This is a genomic window from Mesorhizobium sp. M0074, assembly GCF_040322975.1.
In the GTDB taxonomy this organism is placed as follows: Bacteria; Pseudomonadota; Alphaproteobacteria; order Rhizobiales; family Rhizobiaceae; genus Mesorhizobium.
Genome location: NZ_JAMYUM010000035.1, coordinates 1 through 22,247, shown reverse-complemented (window position 1 = coordinate 22,247; position 22,247 = coordinate 1). Strand labels below are relative to the sequence as shown.

The 22,247-nt window shown below is 63.5% G+C and carries 27 protein-coding genes; 6 read left to right on the top strand and 21 right to left on the bottom strand.

The genetic code is table 11. From position 1 onward, the window contains the following. Window positions 1-6: 6 nt before the first annotated feature. The 3 genes from NKJ73_RS31580 to NKJ73_RS31570 form a co-directional block, all read right to left on the bottom strand. Entirely contained in the window at window positions 7-534 is a 528-nt protein-coding gene (locus NKJ73_RS31580; RefSeq protein ID WP_352572238.1) for a hypothetical protein, read from the bottom strand. A 144-nt stretch (window positions 535-678) separates the two neighbouring features. Next, complete coding sequence (locus NKJ73_RS31575) at window positions 679-1,035, bottom strand: YciI family protein (protein WP_352450152.1); 357 nt, start codon at window positions 1,033-1,035, stop codon at window positions 679-681. A gap of 2 nt (window positions 1,036-1,037) precedes the next feature. Further along, on the bottom strand, window positions 1,038-1,277 hold the full coding sequence (locus NKJ73_RS31570; protein WP_031212700.1) for a hypothetical protein: 240 nt from the start codon (window positions 1,275-1,277) through the stop codon (window positions 1,038-1,040). Between the two features lie 223 nt (window positions 1,278-1,500). Between NKJ73_RS31570 and NKJ73_RS31565 the strand changes: the two genes are divergently transcribed. Next, window positions 1,501-1,926: an OsmC family protein gene (locus NKJ73_RS31565; protein WP_031212702.1), complete on the top strand. Its 426-nt coding sequence runs from the start codon at window positions 1,501-1,503 to the stop codon at window positions 1,924-1,926. A gap of 296 nt (window positions 1,927-2,222) precedes the next feature. On the opposite strand, the gene NKJ73_RS31560 is transcribed toward NKJ73_RS31565, so the two are convergent. The 8 genes from NKJ73_RS31560 to NKJ73_RS31525 all read right to left on the bottom strand — a co-directional run bounded on the left by NKJ73_RS31560 (window position 2,223) and on the right by NKJ73_RS31525 (window position 7,920). After that, window positions 2,223-2,861, bottom strand: a complete 639-nt coding sequence (locus NKJ73_RS31560; protein WP_352572237.1) for a YceH family protein — start codon at window positions 2,859-2,861, stop codon at window positions 2,223-2,225. A 239-nt stretch (window positions 2,862-3,100) separates the two neighbouring features. After that, entirely contained in the window at window positions 3,101-3,880 is a 780-nt protein-coding gene (locus NKJ73_RS31555) for a succinate dehydrogenase iron-sulfur subunit (protein ID WP_292663232.1), read from the bottom strand. Next, window positions 3,880-4,317 carry a DUF3052 domain-containing protein gene (locus NKJ73_RS31550; RefSeq protein WP_352572236.1) on the bottom strand — a complete coding sequence of 146 codons (438 nt, stop codon included), beginning with the start codon at window positions 4,315-4,317 and terminating at the stop codon, window positions 3,880-3,882. Before NKJ73_RS31550 ends, NKJ73_RS31555 begins: the two co-directional genes overlap by 1 nt. 1 nt (window position 4,318) lies before the next feature. Beyond that, window positions 4,319-4,630 carry a hypothetical protein gene (locus NKJ73_RS31545; RefSeq protein WP_352572235.1) on the bottom strand — a complete coding sequence of 104 codons (312 nt, stop codon included), beginning with the start codon at window positions 4,628-4,630 and terminating at the stop codon, window positions 4,319-4,321. A gap of 7 nt (window positions 4,631-4,637) precedes the next feature. Beyond that, window positions 4,638-6,476, bottom strand: coding sequence for a succinate dehydrogenase flavoprotein subunit (sdhA, locus tag NKJ73_RS31540; RefSeq protein WP_023679766.1), 1,839 nt, complete (start codon window positions 6,474-6,476; stop codon window positions 4,638-4,640). A gap of 4 nt (window positions 6,477-6,480) precedes the next feature. Further along, a complete protein-coding gene (gene sdhD / locus NKJ73_RS31535; protein WP_023679767.1) occupies window positions 6,481-6,876 on the bottom strand; it encodes a succinate dehydrogenase, hydrophobic membrane anchor protein in 396 nt (131 codons plus the stop codon). A gap of 1 nt (window position 6,877) precedes the next feature. Continuing rightward, window positions 6,878-7,297: a succinate dehydrogenase, cytochrome b556 subunit gene (gene sdhC, locus NKJ73_RS31530; RefSeq protein WP_292663224.1), complete on the bottom strand. Its 420-nt coding sequence runs from the start codon at window positions 7,295-7,297 to the stop codon at window positions 6,878-6,880. Between the two features lie 242 nt (window positions 7,298-7,539). After that, complete coding sequence (locus NKJ73_RS31525) at window positions 7,540-7,920, bottom strand: hypothetical protein (protein ID WP_031212707.1); 381 nt, start codon at window positions 7,918-7,920, stop codon at window positions 7,540-7,542. 254 nt (window positions 7,921-8,174) lie between these two features. Between NKJ73_RS31525 and NKJ73_RS31520 the strand changes: the two genes are divergently transcribed. Continuing rightward, complete coding sequence (locus tag NKJ73_RS31520; RefSeq protein WP_031212708.1) at window positions 8,175-8,534, top strand: hypothetical protein; 360 nt, start codon at window positions 8,175-8,177, stop codon at window positions 8,532-8,534. Here the strand turns inward: NKJ73_RS31520 and NKJ73_RS31515 are convergent. After that, window positions 8,518-9,738, bottom strand: a complete 1,221-nt coding sequence (locus NKJ73_RS31515; protein ID WP_023679771.1) for a GGDEF domain-containing protein — start codon at window positions 9,736-9,738, stop codon at window positions 8,518-8,520. The two genes, NKJ73_RS31520 and NKJ73_RS31515, sit on opposite strands and share 17 nt — an antisense overlap. A 77-nt stretch (window positions 9,739-9,815) precedes the next feature. Continuing rightward, the gene (locus NKJ73_RS31510) at window positions 9,816-11,012 is read right to left on the bottom strand and encodes a GGDEF domain-containing protein (protein WP_352572234.1); all 1,197 of its coding nucleotides are present in this window, start codon (window positions 11,010-11,012) and stop codon (window positions 9,816-9,818) included. A gap of 161 nt (window positions 11,013-11,173) precedes the next feature. Between NKJ73_RS31510 and NKJ73_RS31505 the strand changes: the two genes are divergently transcribed. Continuing rightward, complete coding sequence (locus NKJ73_RS31505) at window positions 11,174-11,485, top strand: hypothetical protein (RefSeq protein ID WP_023679773.1); 312 nt, start codon at window positions 11,174-11,176, stop codon at window positions 11,483-11,485. A 58-nt stretch (window positions 11,486-11,543) separates the two neighbouring features. Here NKJ73_RS31505 and leuC read toward each other — a convergent pair whose 3' ends face one another. The 6 genes from leuC to rplS form a co-directional block, all read right to left on the bottom strand. Continuing rightward, window positions 11,544-12,953 (bottom strand): 3-isopropylmalate dehydratase large subunit, encoded by a 1,410-nt coding sequence (gene leuC, locus NKJ73_RS31500; protein WP_352450161.1) that lies wholly within the window; start codon window positions 12,951-12,953, stop codon window positions 11,544-11,546. 73 nt (window positions 12,954-13,026) lie between these two features. Further along, entirely contained in the window at window positions 13,027-13,287 is a 261-nt protein-coding gene (locus NKJ73_RS31495) for a hypothetical protein (protein ID WP_352572245.1), read from the bottom strand. A gap of 72 nt (window positions 13,288-13,359) precedes the next feature. Next, window positions 13,360-13,995 (bottom strand): class I SAM-dependent DNA methyltransferase, encoded by a 636-nt coding sequence (locus NKJ73_RS31490; protein ID WP_352572233.1) that lies wholly within the window; start codon window positions 13,993-13,995, stop codon window positions 13,360-13,362. 52 nt (window positions 13,996-14,047) lie between these two features. Beyond that, window positions 14,048-14,863, bottom strand: coding sequence for an amino acid ABC transporter permease (locus NKJ73_RS31485; RefSeq protein WP_352572232.1), 816 nt, complete (start codon window positions 14,861-14,863; stop codon window positions 14,048-14,050). Between the two features lie 266 nt (window positions 14,864-15,129). Further along, complete coding sequence (locus NKJ73_RS31480; RefSeq protein WP_031212709.1) at window positions 15,130-15,927, bottom strand: transporter substrate-binding domain-containing protein; 798 nt, start codon at window positions 15,925-15,927, stop codon at window positions 15,130-15,132. 256 nt (window positions 15,928-16,183) lie between these two features. After that, a complete protein-coding gene (gene rplS, locus NKJ73_RS31475; protein ID WP_352572231.1) occupies window positions 16,184-16,723 on the bottom strand; it encodes a 50S ribosomal protein L19 in 540 nt (179 codons plus the stop codon). Window positions 16,724-17,105: 382 nt separating this feature from the next. Between rplS and NKJ73_RS31470 the strand changes: the two genes are divergently transcribed. Beyond that, window positions 17,106-17,858 carry a sulfite exporter TauE/SafE family protein gene (locus NKJ73_RS31470; RefSeq protein ID WP_352572230.1) on the top strand — a complete coding sequence of 251 codons (753 nt, stop codon included), beginning with the start codon at window positions 17,106-17,108 and terminating at the stop codon, window positions 17,856-17,858. On the opposite strand, the gene trmD is transcribed toward NKJ73_RS31470, so the two are convergent. Both trmD and rimM read right to left on the bottom strand, forming a co-directional pair. Beyond that, window positions 17,840-18,538 carry a tRNA (guanosine(37)-N1)-methyltransferase TrmD gene (gene trmD / locus NKJ73_RS31465; RefSeq protein ID WP_352572229.1) on the bottom strand — a complete coding sequence of 233 codons (699 nt, stop codon included), beginning with the start codon at window positions 18,536-18,538 and terminating at the stop codon, window positions 17,840-17,842. The two genes, NKJ73_RS31470 and trmD, sit on opposite strands and share 19 nt — an antisense overlap. Next, window positions 18,535-19,134, bottom strand: coding sequence for a ribosome maturation factor RimM (rimM, locus tag NKJ73_RS31460; protein WP_352572228.1), 600 nt, complete (start codon window positions 19,132-19,134; stop codon window positions 18,535-18,537). The genes trmD and rimM overlap by 4 nt, the downstream gene beginning before the upstream one ends. A 115-nt stretch (window positions 19,135-19,249) precedes the next feature. Here rimM and NKJ73_RS31455 point away from each other — a divergent pair, with 115 nt between their 5' ends. Then, window positions 19,250-20,188 (top strand): tyrosine recombinase XerC, encoded by a 939-nt coding sequence (locus NKJ73_RS31455; protein WP_352572227.1) that lies wholly within the window; start codon window positions 19,250-19,252, stop codon window positions 20,186-20,188. Window positions 20,189-20,273: 85 nt separating this feature from the next. Continuing rightward, window positions 20,274-21,341, top strand: a complete 1,068-nt coding sequence (locus NKJ73_RS31450) for a TraB/GumN family protein (protein ID WP_352572226.1) — start codon at window positions 20,274-20,276, stop codon at window positions 21,339-21,341. The last annotated feature ends 906 nt before the right edge of the window (window positions 21,342-22,247 follow it).

Sequence of the window (22,247 nt, the reverse complement as noted above, 5' to 3'; positions counted from 1 at the left end):
GTTCGGTCAGTTGACCTCGAAGCCCAGCTTCTGGCGCAGCCGCAGCATTCGCTGGTCGGAAATCTGCCGGCTTTGCCCGCCGGCTTCCGCCACACGGCCGACCATCTGCAGCAGATCGTTCCTTTCAGCCGCGTCGAGGCGTTCGCGCAGGAACGGCGCCAGCTTGTCGATGACGACCGTGGCGTCATCAATTTGCGAAGCCGCCCATTTGGCGTAGATCACCGCCTCATCGGTCTGCTTTTTATCGGCAATCTCCGAAATCACCGATCGAATGGCGGCTTCGCGTTGCGGCAGCATGGGACCATTCTCGGAAACGATGGCGGTGATCAGCGTCGCGGCCGCCACGACCGGATCGTCGATCGCCGTCAGCGGCGAGAGTGCCGCCTGCTTGCGCAGCTTCTTGCGGCGCACATTGCCCTGCACGCGGCCAACGACGTCGGCAACCTCACGCGCCGCGTCGTTCATGATCTTCAGCCGGTACCACCAGAAGCCCGCTGCTCCGAGCAGGCCGATTGCTGCAATCAATATATGCATGCCCCGAAATCCCCCAATCTCGGGCGACGATAGGAGAAGTATTGCTTCGCTTCAACACGCAAAAGTTGCGTCCGACGAAGAAAACGAAAGCCCATGCCAGTCGTTGGTCCCCGCCGCTCCGCGGAGGAACTTATCGAGACATCTCTATGACCCGGGCACCTTATAGATCGCCCGCACCTCGATCGTGCCGATTTCGGCCAGCGGAATCTCGCCCGCGATCTCCAGCGCCTCGTCGAGGCTCTCGGCCTCGATCATGACGAAACCGAGCAACTGCTCCTTGGTTTCGGCGAAGGGGCCGTCGGTGACCAGCCGCTTGCCCTTGCGCCTGCGAACGGTTTTCGACGTTTTCACCGATTGCAGCGCCTGCGCGATGATCAGCATCCCGCGTTGGTCCAATGACCGGTCATGGGCCATCGAATCGGCGTCGAGCTTGGCCAGCCTCTCGGGCGTCATTGCGTAGAGATCTTTTTCTTCACCATAAACCAGGCAAACATACTTCATTTTTATCTCCATTCCTGGCTTGAAGCCGAAGACGAGGCTACGGAAATCTCCGCGGAGCCCTTGCCTGCCGCAGAATCGAGACCGGCCGCAGCATAGTCGAGAAGAGATACCGCAATCCCGATAATGGCAATCGCCGCAAGCAATCGGCCGAAGCCGGAAGGCTGCAGGCGCGACCAGTCGGCTTGTTGTTCACCGGCCCTGTAGCCGGTGCTTGTGCAGTGAGCAGAAAACAGGTTGTTCATGTGGTCCTCCATCCGGCCACCAAGTCCATGGCCGCCCGCAGGACGGCCGGGACAGATGGAAGTCGACATTTTTGCACGCGTATTTTTTTCGAATTTTTTTTCGCTCGACATGATGTGTCACGCTGCCGCCGATACGAAAGCGTGGGTGGCCTTCGCTCCGGCGCGCGCTATAGTCGACTGGATGCCGATCACGGGCTCAATCACGACAATCAAGGAGGAATTGATGGACCGCACCGCCAACGCCGTTTGGAAAGGCAGTTTCAAGGAAGGCAAAGGCACGCTCGATACACAGAGCGGGACGCTGAAGGGCACGCCCTATTCCGCCAAGATGCGTTTCGAGGACGAGAGCGGCAAATCCGGCACCAACCCGGAAGAGCTGATCGCCGCCGCCCATGCCGGCTGCTACGCCATGCAGCTTTCGCATTTTCTCGCCGAGAACGGCACTCCGGCCGCCGAACTCGACGCCAAGGCCGTGGTAACGCTGGTTCCCGGCACCGGCATCACCGGCAGCGCGATCACCCTGGTCGGCAAGGTACCGGGCATCGATGCCGCCAAGTTCAAGGAATTGGCCGAGAAGGCCAAGGCCGAATGCCCGGTCTCGAAAGCGCTCGGCGCCATCAAAGTATCGCTCGACGCTAGGCTCGGGTGAGGGAGCTTTTATGCCTGATAGATTCCAACTGGTGTTGGAGTCCATCAATTGTTGAAGTCGGCGCCGCCCCTCATTGCCCTGCCGGGCATTTCTCCCCGTAAGTGACGGGGAGAAAGAAGCTGGCCGCAGCTGCGGCACTCTTCTTGCAACGTTGATGATTGACGAAACCGTCGAAGAGCGTCCCTCTCCTCGTCCCTATACGGGAGAGGTCGCCGGCAGGCGGGGCAGCGCCAGCCAATCGAAAGTAGGCAACGAACACGTTACCTGAGGGGCCGTCCCCGACGTCTCGAAAATCCTTATCGCCCATCGCCGGACAGTGCGTCGAGACGGGCGCGCAATGCCGCGACCTCTTCCTCGAGGGCCTGCACGCGCGTCTCCAGATCCGACGCCGGCGAGGACGACTGCAGGGGCGCTGCGGCAGCCGACAGCTGCGGCGACCCGCTGAGCAGATGGACATAGCGATCCTCGCGCTGGCCTGGGCCGCGATCGATCTGCTGCACCAGCGGTGGCCGGCGGCCGATCAGCAGATCGAGATTGCCGCGAAGCTCGTCGATCGACGGCAGCCGCGCCATGCGCTCGCTTCGCGCCAGCAATTCATAGGCCGTCTGCGGGCCGCGCAGCAGCAACAGGCCGAGCAGCGCGATCTGCGCCGAGGTCAGGGAAAAGCGCTGCGCCACCACATGCTCGTAGCGCTCGACGCGCGACGCGAACACCTGCCTGACCAGGCCCTTCTGCTCGAGCTGGCCAAGCGCTCTTCTGACCTCGCCAAGTTCGACCGACATCACCGGCTCGCGCGCCGTCTTCTGGTTGGCCGCCGCATGTGCCGCATTGAGCGTCAGCGGATAGACGTCCGGCGTCAGCTCCTTCTTCTCGATAAGGCAGCCGAGCACGCGGGCTTCGATGGGAGAGAGGATGGGAAGGTCGATATCGGTCATAAGTTTGCTATCCTTTCGAACTCGGCGGGACAGCGCCCCCCTCTGTCCTGCCGGACATCTCCCCCTCTAGTGGGGAGATTGGCTGTCATCACCGCTTCGCCACTTTTCAAGGCTGCAGAAAGGGCGCTGTCCTCCAAGCTGCTAATCTCCCCCCTTGAGGGGGAGATGTCCGGCAGGACAGAGGGGGGCGCGAAGGATCGCTGCGGACGAGACGATCTCGGCTGCAACTCGCCCGCCGCCTACACCCGTCGCTCCACCATCATCTTCTTGATCTCGGCGATCGCCTTGGCCGGGTTGAGCCCTTTGGGGCAAGTCTGGGCGCAGTTCATGATGGTGTGGCAGCGATAGAGCCGGAACGGGTCTTCGAGATTGTCGAGCCGCTCGCCCGTCGCCTCGTCCCTGGAATCGATCAGCCAGCGATAGGCCTGCAGCAGCGTCGCCGGGCCGAGATAGCGCTCGCCGTTCCACCAGTAGCTCGGGCAGGAGGTCGAGCAGCAGGCGCACAATATGCACTCGTAGAGCCCGTCGAGCTTTTCGCGGTCCTCATGGCTCTGCAGCCATTCCTTGGCCGGCTCGGGCGACACCGTCTTCAGCCACGGCTCGATCGAGGCGTGCTGGGCGTAGAAATTGGTGAGGTCGGGCACCAGGTCCTTGACCACAGCCATGTGCGGCAGCGGATAGACCTTGATCGCGCCGGAAATGTCGTCGCAGCCCTTGGTGCAGGCCAGCGTGTTCGACCCGTCGATGTTCATGGCGCACGAGCCGCAAATGCCTTCGCGGCAGGAGCGGCGCAGCGTCAGCGTCGGGTCGATCTTGTTCTTGATCCAGAGCAGCGCGTCGAGCACCATCGGCCCGCAATCGTCCATGTCGACGAAATACGTATCCATGCGCGGGTTCTCGTCATCGTCCGGCGACCAGCGGTAGATGCGGTATTCGCGCAGATTGGTCGCGCCCTCCGGCTTCGGCCAGGTTTTTCCGGCCATGATCTTCGAGTTTTTCGGAAGCGTGAGTTCGACCATTACCTCAGGTCCTTTCGGATGACGAGCTTCAGCCCGGACCAGATCTCGTTCACGGCGGCGACCTTGACGTCGACGAGGTCGAGCTTCAGCGCCTCTGTGCGGATAACGTCCTCGGTGACGTCGGTCGGCACTTTCGATGCCTTCTTCGGCCATGACACCCAGACCATGCCGTCCCGCTTGATCGCCGCTTCGACGTCGCCGAGACGGTCCTCGATCTCGACACGCTGCCTGGTGAAGGCGTGAACGGCATCATATTTCCGGCGAATGCCAGAAATCGCCGACCAGTCGGCCAGCCGGTCGACACCGGCAAAACCGACGGCGTCGGCCAGATCGTCCAGTTCCGCCGGCAGCGCGATGAAGGCCGCGGTCATCCCGTCCTTCAGGCCGAGCTTGGCCGGAAGAGGCGTGCCGGAATATCCTGCTGCCGCCGACGCCATTCTACTTCTCCGTATGAACGTAGAGGGCGTTCACGAAGCCGGTACAGCGGGCATATACGCGCACTTCAAATGCTTTCCCGATTTGCTTTAGTGCGCCACTGGCCGGAGGCCTTGCCAGACATCTGATGTGCCCGACGTTCTTGGAATAAAAATTTCGACTTGACGATTGGGCCGTGGCGGCATCTTTCCAAACGGGAATATCATTCACCATTTTCGAGATTTTGTCAGCGTTGTCATAGATATAGACCGTCTCGGCAGACGCCGAGTGCACTCCGACGCCAACCAGAAATGCCAAGGCGATCAGATGTTTCATCATGACCTCAATACACCCTGGCCTTTGGCGCGATCTTGGCCGGGTTGATGCCGCCGTCTGCTTCCTTAAGCAGCGTTTCGGTGTGCACCGGCCGGTAGGTGAGCGCCACCTCGCCGGCCTCGTTGAGCCGAGCCAGCGTATGCTTGCGCCAGTTGGCGTCGTCGCGGGCCGAAAAGTCCTCCCGCGCGTGCGCGCCGCGGCTTTCCTTGCGCGCCTCGGCGCCGTAGACGGTGGTGATGGCGTTGGCCATCAGGTTTTCCAGCTCCAGCGTCTCGACCAGGTCGGAGTTCCAGATCATCGAGCGGTCAAACACCTTGACGTCGCCGAGTTCACCCCAGATCTGCGAAATGCGCCTGCAGCCGCTTTCCAGCGATTCCTGGGTGCGGAACACCGCCGCGTCCTCCTGCATCGCCTTCTGCATCTTTTCGCGCAAAACCGCTGTCGGCGTCGAGCCGTTGGCGTGACGCAGCCGGTCGAAGCGGTCCATTATCTTTTCGACGGCGGCCTCGTTGGGCGAAGGGATCGCCGATGTGCGGTCGATCACCTGGCCGGCCCGGATTGCCGCCGCACGGCCGAACACCACCAGGTCGATCAGCGAGTTGGAGCCCAGCCGGTTAGCACCGTGCACCGAGGCGCAGCCGGCTTCGCCGACCGCCATCAGCCCGGGCGACACCTGGTCCGGATTCGACGCCGTCGGGTTCAGCACCTCGCCCCAGTAATTGGTCGGCACGCCGCCCATATTGTAGTGGACCGTCGGCAGCACCGGGATCGGCTCCTTGGTCAGGTCGACGCCGGCAAAGATCTTTGCCGATTCCGAAATACCCGGAAGCCTCTCGTGCAGAACGGCCGGGTCGAGATGGTCGAGATGCAGGAAAATGTGATCCTTCTTCGGGCCGACGCCGCGGCCCTCGCGGATTTCCAGCGTCATGCAGCGCGAAACCACGTCGCGCGAAGCCAGATCCTTGGCTGACGGCGCGTAGCGCTCCATGAAGCGCTCGCCCTCGGAATTGACGAGATAGCCGCCCTCGCCGCGCGCGCCCTCGGTGATCAGGCAGCCGGCGCCGTATATGCCGGTCGGGTGGAACTGCACGAACTCCATATCCTGCAGCGGCAGGCCTGCGCGTGCGGCCATGCCGCCGCCATCGCCGGTGCAGGTATGCGCCGAGGTGGCCGAGAAATAGGCGCGGCCATAGCCGCCGGTCGCCAGCACCACCATCTTGGCCGAAAAGCGGTGGATGGTGCCGTCGTCGAGGTTCCAGGCGACGACGCCGGTGCAGGTGCCGTCCGGCTCCATGATCAGGTCGAGCGCGAAATACTCGATAAAGAACTGCGCATTGTGCTTCAGCGACTGGCCGTAGAGCGTGTGCAGCATGGCGTGGCCGGTGCGGTCGGCGGCCGCACAGGTGCGCTGCACCGGCGGCCCCTCGCCGAAATTCATCATCATGCCGCCGAACGGCCGCTGGTAGATTTTCCCGTCCTCGGTGCGGCTGAAGGGAACGCCGTAGTGCTCGAGCTCGTAGACCGCCGCCGGCGCTTCGCGCACCATGTATTCTTGAGCGTCGGTGTCGCCCAGCCAATCTGAGCCTTTGACGGTGTCGAAGAGATGCCACTGCCAGTTGTCGGGCCCCATATTGGCGAGCGAGGCGGCGATGCCGCCCTGCGCCGCAACCGTATGCGAGCGCGTCGGGAACACTTTGGTGATGCAGGCGGTGCGCAGGCCCTGCTCAGCCATGCCGAGCGCGGCGCGCAGGCCGGCGCCGCCGGCGCCGACGACCACGACGTCGAATTTGTGATCGACATAGCTATAGGCGGAAGCCGTGTTGGCGTTCTTCGCGTCCTTGGCCAAAAAATCAGCCTCCAAATGCCAGTTTAAGCAGGGCGAAGACCGAAGCGACGCCGACGACTACGGGAAAGAATGTGTTGAGGGCGAGCAGCGCCAGCCTGGTGCCTTCGCCATGCACATAGTCTTCGATGATCGCCTGCATGCCGAGCCGCATGTGGTAGAGCACCGACAACAGCACCAGCGCCAGCACCAGTGCAACGAACGGATTGGCAAGTGCGGCGCGCACCTCGAGATAGCTGGCGCCGTTGAGTGCGATCAGGAAGCCGACGAAGAACAGGACCAGCGGGATGTTGGAGATCGCCGTCAGCCGCTGGCGCCAGAAATGGCCGGTGCCCTCGCGGGCGGAACCGAGGCCGCGGACCTTGGCCAGCGGCGTGCGCATGTCGGGGTTCTTGCCGTTCATGTCAGGCTCCCCGCGCCATGTAGCCGGCAATCCAGATCAGCAGCGTCAGCGTGACCGAGCCGGCCAGCGTCGCCCAGGCGATCCTCGATGCCGTATGCTTTTCCAGCCCTGCCCCAGTGTCCCAGATAAGATGGCGCACACCGCCCAGCATGTGGTGCATCAGCGCCCAGCTGTAGCCGAACAGCACCAGCCGTCCCAGCCACGAGCCGAAGGCCCAGTTGACGGCATTGAAGGTCGCCTCCGAGCTCGCCGCCGCCATCAGCCACAGCGCGACCAGCAGCGTGCCGAAATAGAGCGCCCCGCCGGTGATGCGGTGGACGATCGACATCGTCATGGTGATCGGCGGCCGATAGACGGTCAGATGCGGCGAAAGCGGCCGTTCACGTCTGGCAAATTCGCGGGTGGCTGGTGATTTGCTCATGGCTCCCCCAGTTCGGCGTCTCTGGAGCCTCAGGTGGGAATGCGGCATTACCGCTTCCGGTTGCGACTTCGGACAGCCGGTTTCTAATGCTCTTTTTGCACCGCGTCAAAGCCGGAAAACCGTTTCGAAAACGTAATTTAGTCTGATGAAAGCGAGGCTTTCAGCTTCAATCGATTAGGGCTGTCGCCTTGCGCCGGCACAATGTCGCCGCACTGCAAAATATGGCTGGCGCAAGGGGCGGATCAGCGCTTGCAGGCCAGCGGTGATGCACCGCCCTTCATCACCAGCGCCTCACGCCCATCGATCACGATTGCGTCATGCGCCTCGCCGTAACGGCTGGTCTGATTGGCCGGTGACGCCGGCAGCTCGGCGCTGGCGCCGTTCTGGCCGAGGACGCGCACCGACGTGCCGAGATTCTCGATGGTTATCACGCTACCGTCGGCGCAGTTGTAAGTAGCTGTGCGCGGCTGCGGTGCCGTCGGTTCGCTAGCGGCGGGAGCAAGCGACACGGAAGCGGCGGCCGTGTTGCCGAGCTTGGGCGCGCTGGTCTGCGGCGCGCAGGCGGCGGCAGCCAGCAGCGGCGGAATGGCCAGCGCCATCCGAAACGTGCGGCGTAATCTCATTTGCTGCTTTCCCCCCGCGTATCGAGCCCGCCGCGATGCTCCGGCAAGCCACCGGATTTCATGCTTCTCGAGTCGCGCCCGATGCTGGGGATGGTGGGAACAAGGCATGGCCGAATGATGGCCGGTGGGCGATCGAGTATTAACCATATTTTCCGAGACCTCGCCCCTGCTGCGGTTGCCCTCTTAACAAAGGTTAATAAAAGGTTAATTTCTGATTCGAGGAGGCTTGCCTCTCAGCAATGGAGCAGCACGCCATGCATTCGAATTCAGCAGGATCGCGCCTTCCCTGGTTCCTAGTGGCGGCGCTCGCCGTCGGCGTCGTCGCACCGGCATTCGCCGGGACGCGCCATCATGACCGCGTCTATGCCGATTCCTTCGGCAATCTCGTCATCGACAGCGCCGCCGGCTACAAGCGTATCCTCGTTGGCGAGGGCAAGCTGGCCAAGGAATTGTCCGACTACACCAGCGCCGGCCAGCCCGACGTGATCTACGAAAACGAATCGGACGATGTCCGCGGCGGCGACTGCTATAGGCCGCCGGTTTTCGTCAAGGGCCGCAGCTATATGTACGGCCTCTCCGACGGCGAAATGCCGGAGCTCAGCCCCTGCCGCTGACGGCCACGCCGCCCTTGGTTGACGGCGCCGGCAGGGCAACAGCCGGCCCCGCCGAGACACGCACGCAATCGCGACCGCTGCCCTTCGCCTGATAGAGCGCTTTGTCGGCGCGCCGCAGCAGGTCGGAAAAGCTTTCGCCCGGACCAAGCTCGGCAATGCCGAAGCTGGCGCTGCAGCGGTGATCCGCGGGCAGGCAGTCGATCGGCGTGGCACCGAAGGCGCTACGCGTGCCCTCGGCAAAGAGCCGGGCGGCGGCTAGATTGGTCCCCGGCAGGAAAATAGCGAATTCCTCGCCGCCGATGCGGCCGGCGACATGATGGTCGGCCGCGGCATCGCGGAGAAACCCGGCAAAGGTCTCGATGACCCGATCGCCCGACGCGTGGCCGTAAGTATCGTTGATGCGCTTGAAATGGTCGAGATCGGCAATGACCAGTGCCGCTGGAACGGCGCGCCGCATGGCGTCACGCAGCGCGATCTCGGCATGGCGCTCGAAGCCGCCACGGTTGAGCAGCCGCGAAAGCGTGTCGGTTTCCGATTTCGACGTCGCCTCGGCGAGCACGTCGCGGACCAGGATAGCCAATGTCACCAGCGCAAGCGCCAGGCCGAACACGGTGCCGACCGACTGCGACACCAACGCATAGCTGGTCTGCGCATAAGATTGCGGATTGGCGCCCCAGCCACCAAGCGCATGGGCGATGAAGGGTTTGCTGGCGAACTGCAAGGTGCTGGCCGCCAGGACAGCCATCAGCATATAGTCGAGCCGCTCGCGTCTTTGCCTGGACGACAAGACGATCGCCAGCCCGGTGAACTGCATAGCCGCATAGGGAAGCTGGTAGGCCGCCATTCGCACAAAGGATTGGCGTGGCAGGTCCTGCACGAAGTGGACCGCGAGGGTGGCGAAGACCAGGAAGAACAGCATCGGCGGCCAAGGCGGCGAAACGCGGTATTTATGGGCAAGCCCGCCATTGAAGGCGACGGTAGCGCCAAGGAAGGCGGCAAAGGCGGCGACAACCACGGGGCGCGCATTGTCGAAGGCAGGAATGCTGAACTCGATCGCAAAATAAGCCGTGCCGAGCACATAGCCGAACGCCAGCCAGCGTGCCGACACCCGGCCGGCGTCATAGACCGCGATCGTCATGAAGGCCGCCGCCAGCAGCCCGGCAACGAACAGGTTGATCAGCAGGATGAAATTAGCGCTGCCCATGGCGTTTTGGCACTTCCCCCCGAACAGCAAATCACCAACGCGCGAAAAAGACGTTAATTCGAAGCCGCCGCTGACGCTCAGCCAGCACTGGTCCGATTGGGAAGGACGACCGTTTCAGGCCGCGGATAGGACAGGCATACGCTGTCGCGGCCACTCCTTTTGGCTTTGTAGAGCGCTTCGTCGGCGCGGCGCATCAGCGGGTCCAGCCCTTCGTCGCTGGTGCGGGCGGCCACCCCGAAGCTCGCGGTCACTCTCGTGTCGGGCGGAAGTCCGTCGATTCTGCCCGCCGAATAGACCGTGCGAATGGCTTCGGCAAACAGTCTTGCCGCGCCAAGGTCGCTGAGCGGCAACAGCACGGCGAACTCTTCGCCGCCGATACGGCCGGCAACGCCGCGCGTACCTGCAGCCGACAGAAGCTTGGCAGCGAAGTCGGCGATGACGCGATCGCCGGCCGCGTGGCCATGCTGATCGTTGAGCGCCTTGAAATGATCGAGATCGGCAAGCACCAGCGCAACCGGCAATTGCGCCGTGGCACAGTGCTGCAGGACAAGCATGGCGCGCTCCTCGAAGCCGCGGCGGTTGAGCAGGCCCGACAGCGGGTCTGTCAGGGTTTCGGTCTTCAGGGCCTTCATCACATCGAGCGCGGCGGCGCCGAACAGGCAAAGCGCAATAAGCAGCGACAGCAATGCATGCGATAGCAGAGCCGTCGTCCAGTAGGACGAGGAGTAAAGCCCTTCATAGCTGGTGAACGGCCCATGCGCGATGACGACGGCAAGCGTCCGCGCCAGGAAGTTCAGGCCGGAAAGCAGCGACAGCACGAACAGGATCATTTCTGTCGGGCCGTTGTTGCGCACCACGCGCAACTCGGCGGCGACAGCCAGGCTGATGCCGCCGAAGCTGAAATTGATGGCAAGGATGCGCCAGGTGAGATCCGGCCGGGCAAAAAGAAACCACGAAAACGCGGCCAGGCCGCCGCAGGCCAGAATGCCGACCGCCGGGTAAGGCACGCGCCGCCCATAGCGCGCAATGACCGCGCCGGCGAGACAGCAGGTGGCGAAGGTGAAGCACAGGATCGAGATGAGCTTGGTCGGTGCCATGCCGACCGGCAGCGTGAAATACTGGAGCAGGAAGCCTGCGGCCGAGGCCGAGTAGCCCGCCGCCAGCACGCCCAGATAGGGACGGTGGCGCTGATAGAACCACAGCACGAGAAATGCCGCGCCGAGTGTGAGGGCGATGCCTGGATTGAGCAGCGCTATGAGCAGGCCGGTGTCCAAGCGCTGTAATTTCCCCTCGCTTCCCCTTGGAGGACCTTAGAGCGGAAGCCCAAACAAGCGGTTAAGCGAAAGCGAATATACGACAGGTGCGTCGACAAAGCCGCTGGGCGGAACCGCGAACGGCGAGCGGCGTTTCACGACCGCAACCAGGAGACGCTCCGATGGCCGACACGATCATGCTGACCGATCACGATGCAATTCGCTCATGGGCCGCGGCACGCGCCGGCTTTCCGGCGATCGTCGACGTGTCGCCCGAAGCCGGAACGCAGCCCATGCTGAGGCTGGTCTTCGGCCAGCATGCCTACCAGGACCAGGATGAGGCCGAACGCCCGGTCAATGCCGGCGGCTACGAACTGGTCGAATGGGACGAATGGTTCAAACTCTTCGACGAGCGCCAACTGGCGCTGGTCGTCGCAAAGGACCAACCCGGCCGCCGTGAGGGATTCCACGAATTCGTCAGGCGGCCCGACTGAAGAATGCCCGAACCGCATTGCGGCTCGGGCTCCTCATATCCGACTGCGCGCGCCTGCCCTATTTCCACTCGCGGATGTCGACGAAATGGCCGGCGATCGCCGCCGCCGCGGCCATTGCCGGCGACACCAGATGCGTCCGGCCCTTGAAGCCTTGGCGCCCCTCGAAATTGCGATTCGAGGTCGAGGCGCAGCGCTCATGCGGCTTCAGCCGGTCGTCGTTCATGGCAAGGCACATCGAGCAGCCCGGCTCACGCCAGTCAAAGCCGGCGGCGACAAAGATCTTGTCGAGGCCTTCGGCCTCTGCCTGTTCCTTGACCAGGCCGGAGCCCGGCACGATCATCGCACTGACCCGCGGATTGACTTGTCTGCCCTCGATCACCTTGGCGGCGGCGCGCAGATCCTCGATGCGGCCATTGGTGCAGGAGCCGATGAAGACGCGATCGAGTTCGATATCGGTGATCTTGGTGCCCGGCTTCAGGCCCATATAGTCGAGTGCGCGCTGCTTGGAGGTGCGCTTGTTCTCATCAGTGATGTCGTCCGGGTTCGGCACGATGCCTTGCACCGAGACCACGTCCTCGGGCGAGGAGCCCCAGGAGACGATCGGCGGCAGCTTTGCCGCGTCGAGCACGACCACCTTGTCGAAATGCGCGCCTTCGTCGGACTGCAGCGTCTTCCAGTAGGCGAGCGCGGCGTCCCAGGCTTCGCCCTTGGGGGCGCGCGGCTTGTCCTTGACATAGGCGAAGGTGGTCTCGTCGGGCGCGATCAGGCCGGCGCGGGCGCCGGCTTCGATCGACATGTTGCAGATCGTCATGCGGCCTTCCATCGACAGCGCACGGATTGCCTCGCCGGCATATTCGATGACATAGCCGGTGCCGCCGGCCGTGCCGATCTCGCCGATGATGGCGAGGATGATGTCCTTGGCGGTGACGCCTTCCGGCAGTGCGCCGTCGACGCGCACCAGCATGTTCTTGGCCTTGCGCTGGATCAGCGTCTGCGTCGCCAGCACATGCTCGACTTCCGAGGTGCCGATGCCATGCGCTAGCGCCCCGAACGCGCCATGCGTCGAGGTGTGGCTGTCGCCGCAGACGATGGTCATGCCGGGCAGCGTAAAGCCTTGCTCGGGACCGATGATGTGGACGATGCCCTGGCGGATATCCTTCTCGGAATAATACTCGATGCCGAAATCCTTGGCGTTCTTGGCCAGCGCCTCGACCTGGATGCGGCTTTCCTCGTTCTTGATGCCGAACTTGCGCTCGGGCGAGGTCGACACATTGTGGTCGACCACGGCCAGCGTCTTTTCCGGATGCCGAACCTTGCGGCCGGTTATGCGCAGGCCTTCGAAAGCTTGCGGGCTGGTGACTTCGTGGACCAGATGGCGGTCGATATAGAGCAGGCAGGTGCCGTCGTCCTGGCGGTCGACAACATGGTCGTCGAAAATCTTGTCGTAGAGGGTGCGCGGTGCGCTCATTTGCGTAAATCCGTCGAATTAAAAAGGGAAAACGACGCCGGTCGGACCAGCGAAACAGCCTGGCGAGTCTGCCCTAGCTAAGTCGGCTGGTCAGCGCCCCGCAGACGCGCGCGGAAAATCGCGACGGCAGGCGTTTCCTGTCCTGCAGCACGAAACCTTTATAGGCCGGATCGCCAAAAAGCTCTTCCATGGCGCTGCTCATATCAATGTTTTGGCTTTTCGGCAATTGGCGGGTTGTGGCGCGGCTTCCCCTTCTCCCCTTGTGGGAGAAGGTGTCGCCGAAGGCGACGGATGAGGGGTGCTCCAGGGAACGCCAACGCCTCATTCCGTCCAACACCCCTCATCCGTCTCGGCACTGCGCGCCGATCCACCTTCTCCCACAAGGGGAGAAGGAAGAAGGCGCCACTCAAACCACCTCGAACACGAAGGTCTTCACCAGCGCGTCGGGCTCGGCGATTGCGTAGCAGCGGAACCACGGGCTCTCCTCGACCGGCTGCCATTTTTTCGCCTGCTCCAGTTCGCCAAACACGGCTTGAAACCCGCCGCTTTCAAACACCTGGTCGCGAACCGTGAAGATGGCGTGGCCGCCCGTCCTGGTGATGCGTACCAGTTCATGCAGGCCCGACGCCGGTGCGTGGCTGATGGTGAACACGCCGGTCGAGAAAAAGGCGCGGAAATACCCGTCCGCCCAAGGCAATGGCCCGCCGAGCATCGCCTGTTTCAGCTCGCTGTAGGCCTGCCGGCTGCCGGCGATTTTCAGCATGTCCTGCGACAGGTCGAGCCCGGCAATATCGTGGTAGCCGAGTGCCTTCAGGGACGGCCCCGACAGGCCGGTGCCGCAACCGGCGTCGAGCAGCGGCCCTTCGCCCGGCGGCACATGGCGCGCCACCCAGGCGGTGATCAGGAACGGCAGGAGATAGCCGAGCGCCGCGGTTTCGCCGTCATAGGTCGCGGCCCATTGCGCATAGGCCTTGGCGAGCGTCTCAGGCGTGTCGGCCGTATAGACCGCTTCCAGCGCCGCATTGGCCTTGTCGATGATCATGGGTCCTCCCCGGTCGCGTCCGCTCGATGGTAGCGCCGTTTTCGCCTGCCTTCTATTCCCCATGCTGGTGGCGGAGCCGCTTCTCCAGCGCCCGCAAGGCCAACGACAGGCCGACGGTCAGGATGAGATAGATATAGGCGACGATCGAATAGGTTTCGAAGAAGCGGAACGAGCCGGCGGCGTAGATCTTGCCCATCTGGGTGATGTCGGCGACGCCGAGCACCGAGACCAGCGAGGAATCCTTGACCATGGCGACGAAATCATTGCCGAGCGGCGGCAGGATGGTGCGGATCGCCTGCGGAAAGATGACCAGCCGGAAGCGCTGGGTGCGCGTCAGCCCGAGCGCCTTGGCCGCCTCGATCTGCCCCTTCTCGACCGCCTGGATACCGGCGCGGAACACCTCCGAGATGAAGGCGGAATAGCCGATGGTCAGCGCCATGACGGCGCGCCAAAGCAACGACACGTCGCGTACCAGCAGCTCACCGAAGAGGCCGGCGCTTTGCAGCGGCGCCGTCAGCGCGTTCCATGCCGCGACGAAGGCCGGCGCCCCGGCAAAGGCGATCCAGAACAACAGCACCAGCATCGGCACGCCGCGGATGATCTCGACGTAGAAGCGGCCGATCTGGCTGAGCCAGCGTGAGCCCGACAGGCCCATCAGCGCGACGCCGAGGCCGATCGCGCAAGCCAGCGCGAAGGCGACCACCGTGACGAAGATGGTGACGCCGATGCCCTTGGCGACGGTTGCGAAGACCTGGGCATAGAGGTCGCTGGCAGCGATGAAGATGGCGGCGGCCAAGGCGATCGCCACGGCCACGGCAAGCCACCACGGGAAGTCGGATTTGGCTGAGGCGGGAGGCGCCGACGGCATCAAGCGGTACCGATAACAGAGTCACGAAGGCAGCGTTCTGTCACACCCCCCTCTGGCCTGCCGGCGATCTCCCCCTCCAGGGGGGAGATCGGCAGCTTTGACCTCGCGGCCCGTTCTGCAACACTGAAAATTGGCGAAAGCCGATGCGAAATCCGATCTCCCCCCTTGAGGGGGAGATGTCCGGCAGGACAGAGGGGGGTGTACGAGCGCAGAGTCAGCGCGAGTTCCCGCGCACAATCGTCATGAAATGCGCGCAACAAGCGGGCCTACTGCCCCATCTTGTAATCAAGGAACCACTTCTTGTTGAGCGCGTCGAGCGTACCGTCGGCCTTGAGCGCGGCGATTGCCGCGTTGACCGGCTTCACCAGGTCGGAGCCCTTGGGGAAGATGAAGCCGAAATCCTCGGTGCCGAGTGGGCCGCCGATCAGCTTAAGGCCGCCATTGGACGCATCGACATAGCCCTTGCCGGCAGTGCCGTCGGTGAGCACGACGTCGACGTCGCCGGCCTTCAGTGCCTGCACCGTCGCGCCGAACGTCTCGAACAGCTTGATGCGCGGGTTCTGCTCGTTGCCGTCGAGCACGCTGTAGACGGCGGTGTAGAAGGGCGTGGTGCCGGCCTGCGCGCCGATCAGCCCGTCCTTGAAGGCGGCGAACGTCTTTGCATCGGTGAAGCGCTTCTCGTCGCCGCGCACCAGCATGAACTGTTCCGAGCGCATATACGGATCGGAGAAATCGACCTTCTGCTTGCGGTCGTCCTTGATGGTGATGCCGGTCATGCCGATGTTGTACTGATTGTCGGAAACCGCCTGGATCATCGCGTCCCAAGAGGTATTCTGGTACTCGACCTTGAAATTCAGCCGTTTGGCGATCTCGTTCATCGCGTCATATTCCCAACCGATCTGCTTGCCGGTCTTGGCATCGATGAACTGCAGCGGCGGATAGGCGTTTTCGGTCACCACCACCACCTTCTTGCCGCCGAGGTCGGGCAGCGCCTGCGCCAGAGCCGCGACCGGCACGAGAAGGCAAGCCAGCAGGCCGGCCAGCAGCAGTTTCGAATTGATCATGACTATGCTCCCCAGGAACTGAACCGCCTCGATCGACCGAGGCATGCAGGAAATCCGGCGCCGACTTTAGCTTTCCGCAGGCGCCTTGCAAGCCGCTCTGATGCGCCGCTCGGCACGAAAATGAATTCCAATGCTTTCAACGGCGGCAATTACAGAACGATCCGTATCGATTGCGGACCGGCAAAATCGAATCCACCTCGTGAAATAAAAAGGCGGCCGAAGCCGCCTTTCCAAAACCATGAGTTTTGAAGACGCCTTATTCGGCGGCAGTTGCTTCCGCGGCCTTGGCGGCCTCGTCGGCGGCCTTCTTCTCGGCGGCGTCCTGCGCGGCCTTCTCGGCGGCCAGCGCCTGGGCGGCGGCCACTTTCTCGGCCTCGATGCGCGCCTTCTCGGCGTTCAGCGCATCGCGCTCTTCGTCGTTGAGCTTGCGGGCGCGCACGCCGGTGTTTTCCGAAATGCGGGCCGATTTGCCGCGACGGTCTCGCAAATAGTACAGCTTGGCGCGACGCACCTTGCCGCGGCGCACGATCTCGACGCCCTCGACCATCGGCGAATAGACCGGGAACACCCGCTCCACGCCTTCGCCGTAGGAGATCTTGCGGACGGTGAAGTTTTCCTGGAAGCCGGCGCCGGCGCGGGCGATGACGACGCCCTCATAGGCCTGGACGCGGGTGCGGGTGCCTTCGGTCACACGGACCTGGACGCGCACGGTATCGCCGGGCTGGAATTCGGGGAGCTTGCGCTTGGCTTCGATCTTGGCGGCCTGCTCGGCCTCGATCTGACGGAGGATGTCCATCTCAAAAATCCACTTCTTGTTCTTCCGACAGTCAGAGCGCCCGACACTCGCCTTGCAGTCGCATCGACCGCTCGGCTATGCCCTTCGTTCGAGAACGTCTGTTCGAGAACATCGGGCAGGGGCGACTACACCGTCATTGTTGACGGGCCAGAAGATCGCTCTTGGCAGATTTTTCTTCCGGTTCGGCGCGCACATACAGCTATTTCGGCGCTTTGTCACGTCTTCGCCGTTTCTTTTTTGGGCCGTTTCTTTTTTGCGCTGCTTCTTGGGCTGGCGCCCGCTGTGGCAATCCCGTGATCGCTTGTGGTCCAGGGGGTTGCGCCCGCGCGTCAAGCTTCCTAAGCCGGAAGATAAGCATTTTCCTCCAGCGACGACACCCCTCATGCCAATCTTGGACGCGGTCCTGCTCTTTCTCGCCGGCTTTCTATCAGGCGCGGTCAATGCCGTTGCCGGCGGCGGCACGTTCATAACCTTTGGCGCCATGACCCTGGCCGGCCTGCCGCCGATCGTCGCCAATGCGACATCGTCGGTGACGCAGTTCCCCGGCTACATCACCTCGACGCTCGCCTATTGGCACGACATCAAGCATTTCTGGCGCGGCGCACTGCTGCTCAGCCTCATTTCGGCTCTCGGTGCGCTGTCTGGCGCGCTCATCCTTCTAGGGCTCGACAACCCGTCCTTCCGCGCCTTGGTGCCGTGGCTGCTGCTGGCGGCAACCGCATTGTTTGCTGCCGGGCCATGGCTGAAGCCGGCGCCCAAGCCGGAGCATGAGGCCGCGGTGGGTTCTCTGGTCGGGTCGCTGGCGCAGTTCGCCACCGCCGCCTATGGCGGCTTCTTCGGCGCCGGCATGGGCGTCATGATGCTGGCGACGCTCGGTCTCACCCAGTCCGGCGACTATCACCGGCTGAACGCACTGAAGAACATGCTGGCCGTGGTCATCGCTGCGGTTGCCATCCTCGTCTTCGTCTCGGGCGGCGTCATTGCCTGGCTGCAGGCGATCATCATGATCCCGGGTGGCGCGCTGGGCGGCTATGCCGGCGTCTGGATCGCTAGGCGCGTGCCGCAGAACGCGGTGCGCGGCTTCGTCATCGCCGTCGGCCTGTTCCTGGCTTTCTACTATTTCGACAAGGGCTGAGCGGCTGAAAGATCCGGCCGTCGCTCCTTCGTCAGCCTCTCCGCTTCGGCCCGCCGCCAAGCCGCGATCTTCCTGTGATTGCCCGAAATCAGCACTTCGGGAATCGGCCGGCCCTCGAACTCCTGCGGCCGCGTATAATGCGGATGTTCGAGCAGGCCGTTTTCAAAGCTCTCTTCCTCGCCCGATACCGCATTGCCCATGACGCCGGGCAGCAGGCGCACCACGGCGTCGAGCAGCACGAGTGCCGCCGGCTCGCCGCCGGACAGGATGAAGTCGCCGATCGAAACTTCCTCGAGGCCGCGCGATTCAATGACCCGCTGGTCGACGCCTTCGAAGCGGCCGCAGACGATCACCGCACCCGGCCCGCCGGCGAGCTCGCGCACCCGTGCCTGCGTCAGCGGCTTGCCGCGCGGGCTCATCAGCAGGCGCGGACGTGGATCGGCTGCCGGCGAGGCATGGTCGATGGCGCTGGCCAGCACGTCTGCCCGCATCACCATGCCGGCGCCGCCGCCGGCCGGCGTGTCATCGACGGTACGGTGACGATCGCTGGCAAAGTCGCGGATCTGGATCGTTTCGAGCGACCAAATGCCGGTCTCGAGCGCGCGGCCGGCCAGCGACAGGCCGAGCGCGCCGGGAAACATGTCGGGATAGAGCGTCAGCACCGAAGCCGAAAAACTCACCGGTTGCCTCCGGCGTCCCTCGGCCCGCGCGGCCTGCCCTTGGGGTCGAAACCGTCGTCAGCGGGAGGCTCGCCGTCCTCGTCCTCGACCAACCCTGCGGCGGCTGGATCAACGCGGACAAAGCCGCCGGCGATCGACACTTCCGGAACGGCGGCCTGCGTGAACGGGATGAGCACGCCTTTGCGCCCCGCCAGCGTCACGTCGAGAATGTCGCCGCCGCCGAAATTATGCACGGTGACGACCTTGCCGATGATGGCACCGATGTCATCCTTGACCTCCAGTCCGACGAGGTCGGCATGGTAGAATTCATCCTCTTCGCCCTCATCGGGCAACACCGAACGGTCGACGAACAATTCGGTGCCGGCCAGCGCCTCGGCGGCATTGCGGTCGTTGACGCCTTTGAACCGCACCACCACCACGGTGTTGGCGGGCCTGATGTCGACGATCTGGAAGGCGCGGCCATCCCTGGCGTAGAGCGGACCGTAATCGGCCAGCGCCAGCGGGTCGCCGGTAAAGCTCTTGACGCGCAATTCGCCCTTGATGCCATGCGCGGCACCGATCACGGCCATCTGGACGGGGTTTTGCGGCTTGATCATCTGCGGAAAATCCTTTGCCTTGCTCTAACCCCAGCCCGTCGTCATTTCAATGACGCCGCTCTTCACCGCTTCCTAACCCGCGTGCCGGAAGATGGCGGGGAACTGGAAGAGTGCAATGCAGGAATTCCTCATACCGGCAAAACCCGACCTGCAGGCGGCGCGCGAGGCCTGGCTGAAGATGCTGGCGCGCGAACGCCGGCTATCGCCCGAAACCGTCGAGGCCTATGAGCGCGACACGCGCCAGTTCCTGCATTTCCTGACCGGCCATTGCGGCGGCTCGCCCGGCATTTCCGACATCGCCGATCTGCGCCCCGCCGATCTGCGCGGCTTTCTCGCTGCCCGCCGTGCCGAGGGCGCCGGCGCCCGCACGCTCGGGCGCGGGCTGGCCGGCATCCGCTCGCTGCTGCGTTTCCTGGAACGGCGCGGCCTCGCCAATGCGGCAGGTGCGACAGCCTTGCGCGCGCCGCGGCAGCCGAAATCGCTGCCCAAGCCGCTGACCGCAAGCGATGCAAAACACGTCGTCTCGGTGGAAGGCCAACTGGCGGAGGAGCCGTGGATTGCCGCGCGCAACGCCGCCGTGCTGACCCTGCTCTATGGGTCCGGCTTGCGGATCTCCGAGACGCTCGGCCTGTCGGGCGCCGATCTTTCCTCACCTGGTGATACCGTGCTGCGCGTCACCGGCAAGGGTGGCAAGACCCGGCTGGTGCCGGTGCTGCCGGTGGCACTGCGGGCGATTGCCGAATACCGCCGCTTGTGTCCCTGGCATCTCGATCCCAAGGGCCTGCTGTTTCGCGGTGCCCGCGGCGGCCCGCTCAACCCGGCAATCGTCCAGCGCGACATGGCCAAGCTGCGCTCGGCGCTCAACCTGCCCGACACGGCGACGCCGCATGCGCTGCGCCATTCCTTCGCCACGCATCTGCTAGGGCGCGGCGGCGACCTGCGCACCATCCAGGAGTTGCTCGGCCACGCCAGCCTGTCGACAACCCAGATATACACCGGCGTCGACACCGCCAGGCTGCTCGAGATTTACGAAGCAGCTCATCCTCGTGCGTGATCGATGCATGTGTCGGTGGCCATCTCGCAACAATTTTGATGCGCCGGTTAACCGTTTTGCCGCTTTTTGCGCCTAGAAGCGCAGCATGAAACGCCTCATCGCCATCGCCGACCGCGCGACCCATATGTCGCTGAAGCTGCTCGTCGCGCTCAACGCCCTGTTTTTCCTCTCTTTCCTCATCGTCGCGCTGCTCGCCGCGGGCAAGGCACGCGCCGAGACTTCGGCCTGCGGCGGTAGCGATATGCTGAGCGCGCTGCAAAAGGACGACCCGGCTGCCTACCGCAAGATCGAGGCAGACGCGGCAGCGACGCCGAACGGCAAGGGCCTGCTGTGGAAGCTCGAAAAATCGGGCGAAAAACCGTCCTTCCTGTTCGGCACCATGCACGTTACCGACCCGCGCGTCACCACGCTGCCACCCGCCGCGCAGAAGGCATTCGATGCGGCTGGCACCGTCATCATCGAGACCACCGAAGTGCTCGACAAGCAGAAGATGATGGCAGCACTGCTGAAAGAGCCGGATCTGATGATGTTCACCGACAAGACGACGCTTTCGTCGCTGCTGTCGCCGGAGGATGCGGCGGTGGTCAACAAGGCGCTCGATGCGCGTGGCATCCCGCCAGCGACCGTCGCCAAGATGAAACCTTGGTTGCTGTCGGCGATGGTGGCGCTACCTGTATGCGAAGTCGCCCGCCAGGCTGGCGGTGCGCCGGTGCTCGACGTCAAGCTTGCCAAGGACGCCGAGGCTTCGGGCAAATCGGTCGAGGGGCTGGAGACAATCGCCGACCAGCTGCGCGCCATGGCTTCGCTGCCGATCGCCTTTCACCTGAAGGGGCTGGTCGATACGCTGAAGCTTGGCGACAAGGTGAACGACGTCAACGAAACCATGATCGTGCTTTACCGGCGTGGCGACACTGGCATGTATGTACCGCTGTTTCGGGCCGTCATCCCCGAACAGGTCGACGACCAATCGGGTTACGCCGAATTCGAGCAGACCATGATCACCAGCCGCAACAAGGTGATGGTCGATCGTGCAGCGCCGATCCTCGCCCACGGCAATGTCTTCATGGCGGTCGGCGCCATGCACCTTCCCGGAGCGCAAGGCTTGGTCGAGGGTTTCCGCAAGATCGGCTATACGGTGACCGCCGTCAACTGAACGACACGGCGGAGTTGCACACCGAATCATTGCCGAGGCGGGACCAGCCCTTACTCGTGGCGCGACGGCGGACCAGCCGCGCTTCGTGCCAAGAAACTGAAAAAGGTTCGGTTTGGCTCGATCGAAACCCATTTTGCGGTGGAAATGCATGCCTGCAAGCGATTCCGGATCAGAATTGCCCTGTTTTCGGCGTTTTCAACGCCTAATGTGAAACCGATTCAACGATTGTACGTTGATGGCTATTACTTGATGTTTTTCATCCACGGAGGACACTTTTATGGCGAACACACCCAATCCGAACGACCCATTCACCTCACCGGGTACCGCACGGCCACGCGGCGGCGGCAGCGGCTGGCTGATTGCACTGGTCGTCGTTATCCTGGCAATTGTCGCCTATTATGTTTTTGGAAGACGTAGCGAGGCACCTGCGCCTGCCGAACCGCCCGCAGCCAGCACACCGGCTCCGGCCCCAGCACCTGCCGAGCCGATGAAGCCAGCCGAACCGGCTCCTGCGCCAGCTCCGGCGACACCCGCTCCGGCTCCGGCAGAGCCTGCACCCGCGCCTGCACCCGCGCCGGCTCCGGCTCCGGCTCCGGCACCCGCGCCGGCACCGGCTCAGTGATCAGACTGCCGACTTAGTATATGAACGGCCCGCTGAAAGGCGGGCCGTTTTTTTTGGGGAGCAGCCGTCGATGCTCTGAGCTGCGATTAGCCATGGGCTAACTTCATCTTCGTCATCCAGCGCGGAGCAGGAGCGAAGCGACATCGCGGAGACCCTGGAATCCATCTGTGGTTCAGAATGGAAGCCGTCTGTGGTGATCCTTCGAGTTGTGTGCGTCAAGTTCTGCAAAATGGCGTGGCATTGCGGTGACGTCGGCGTGTCCGCCGCGCAGCCCCCGTGTTTAG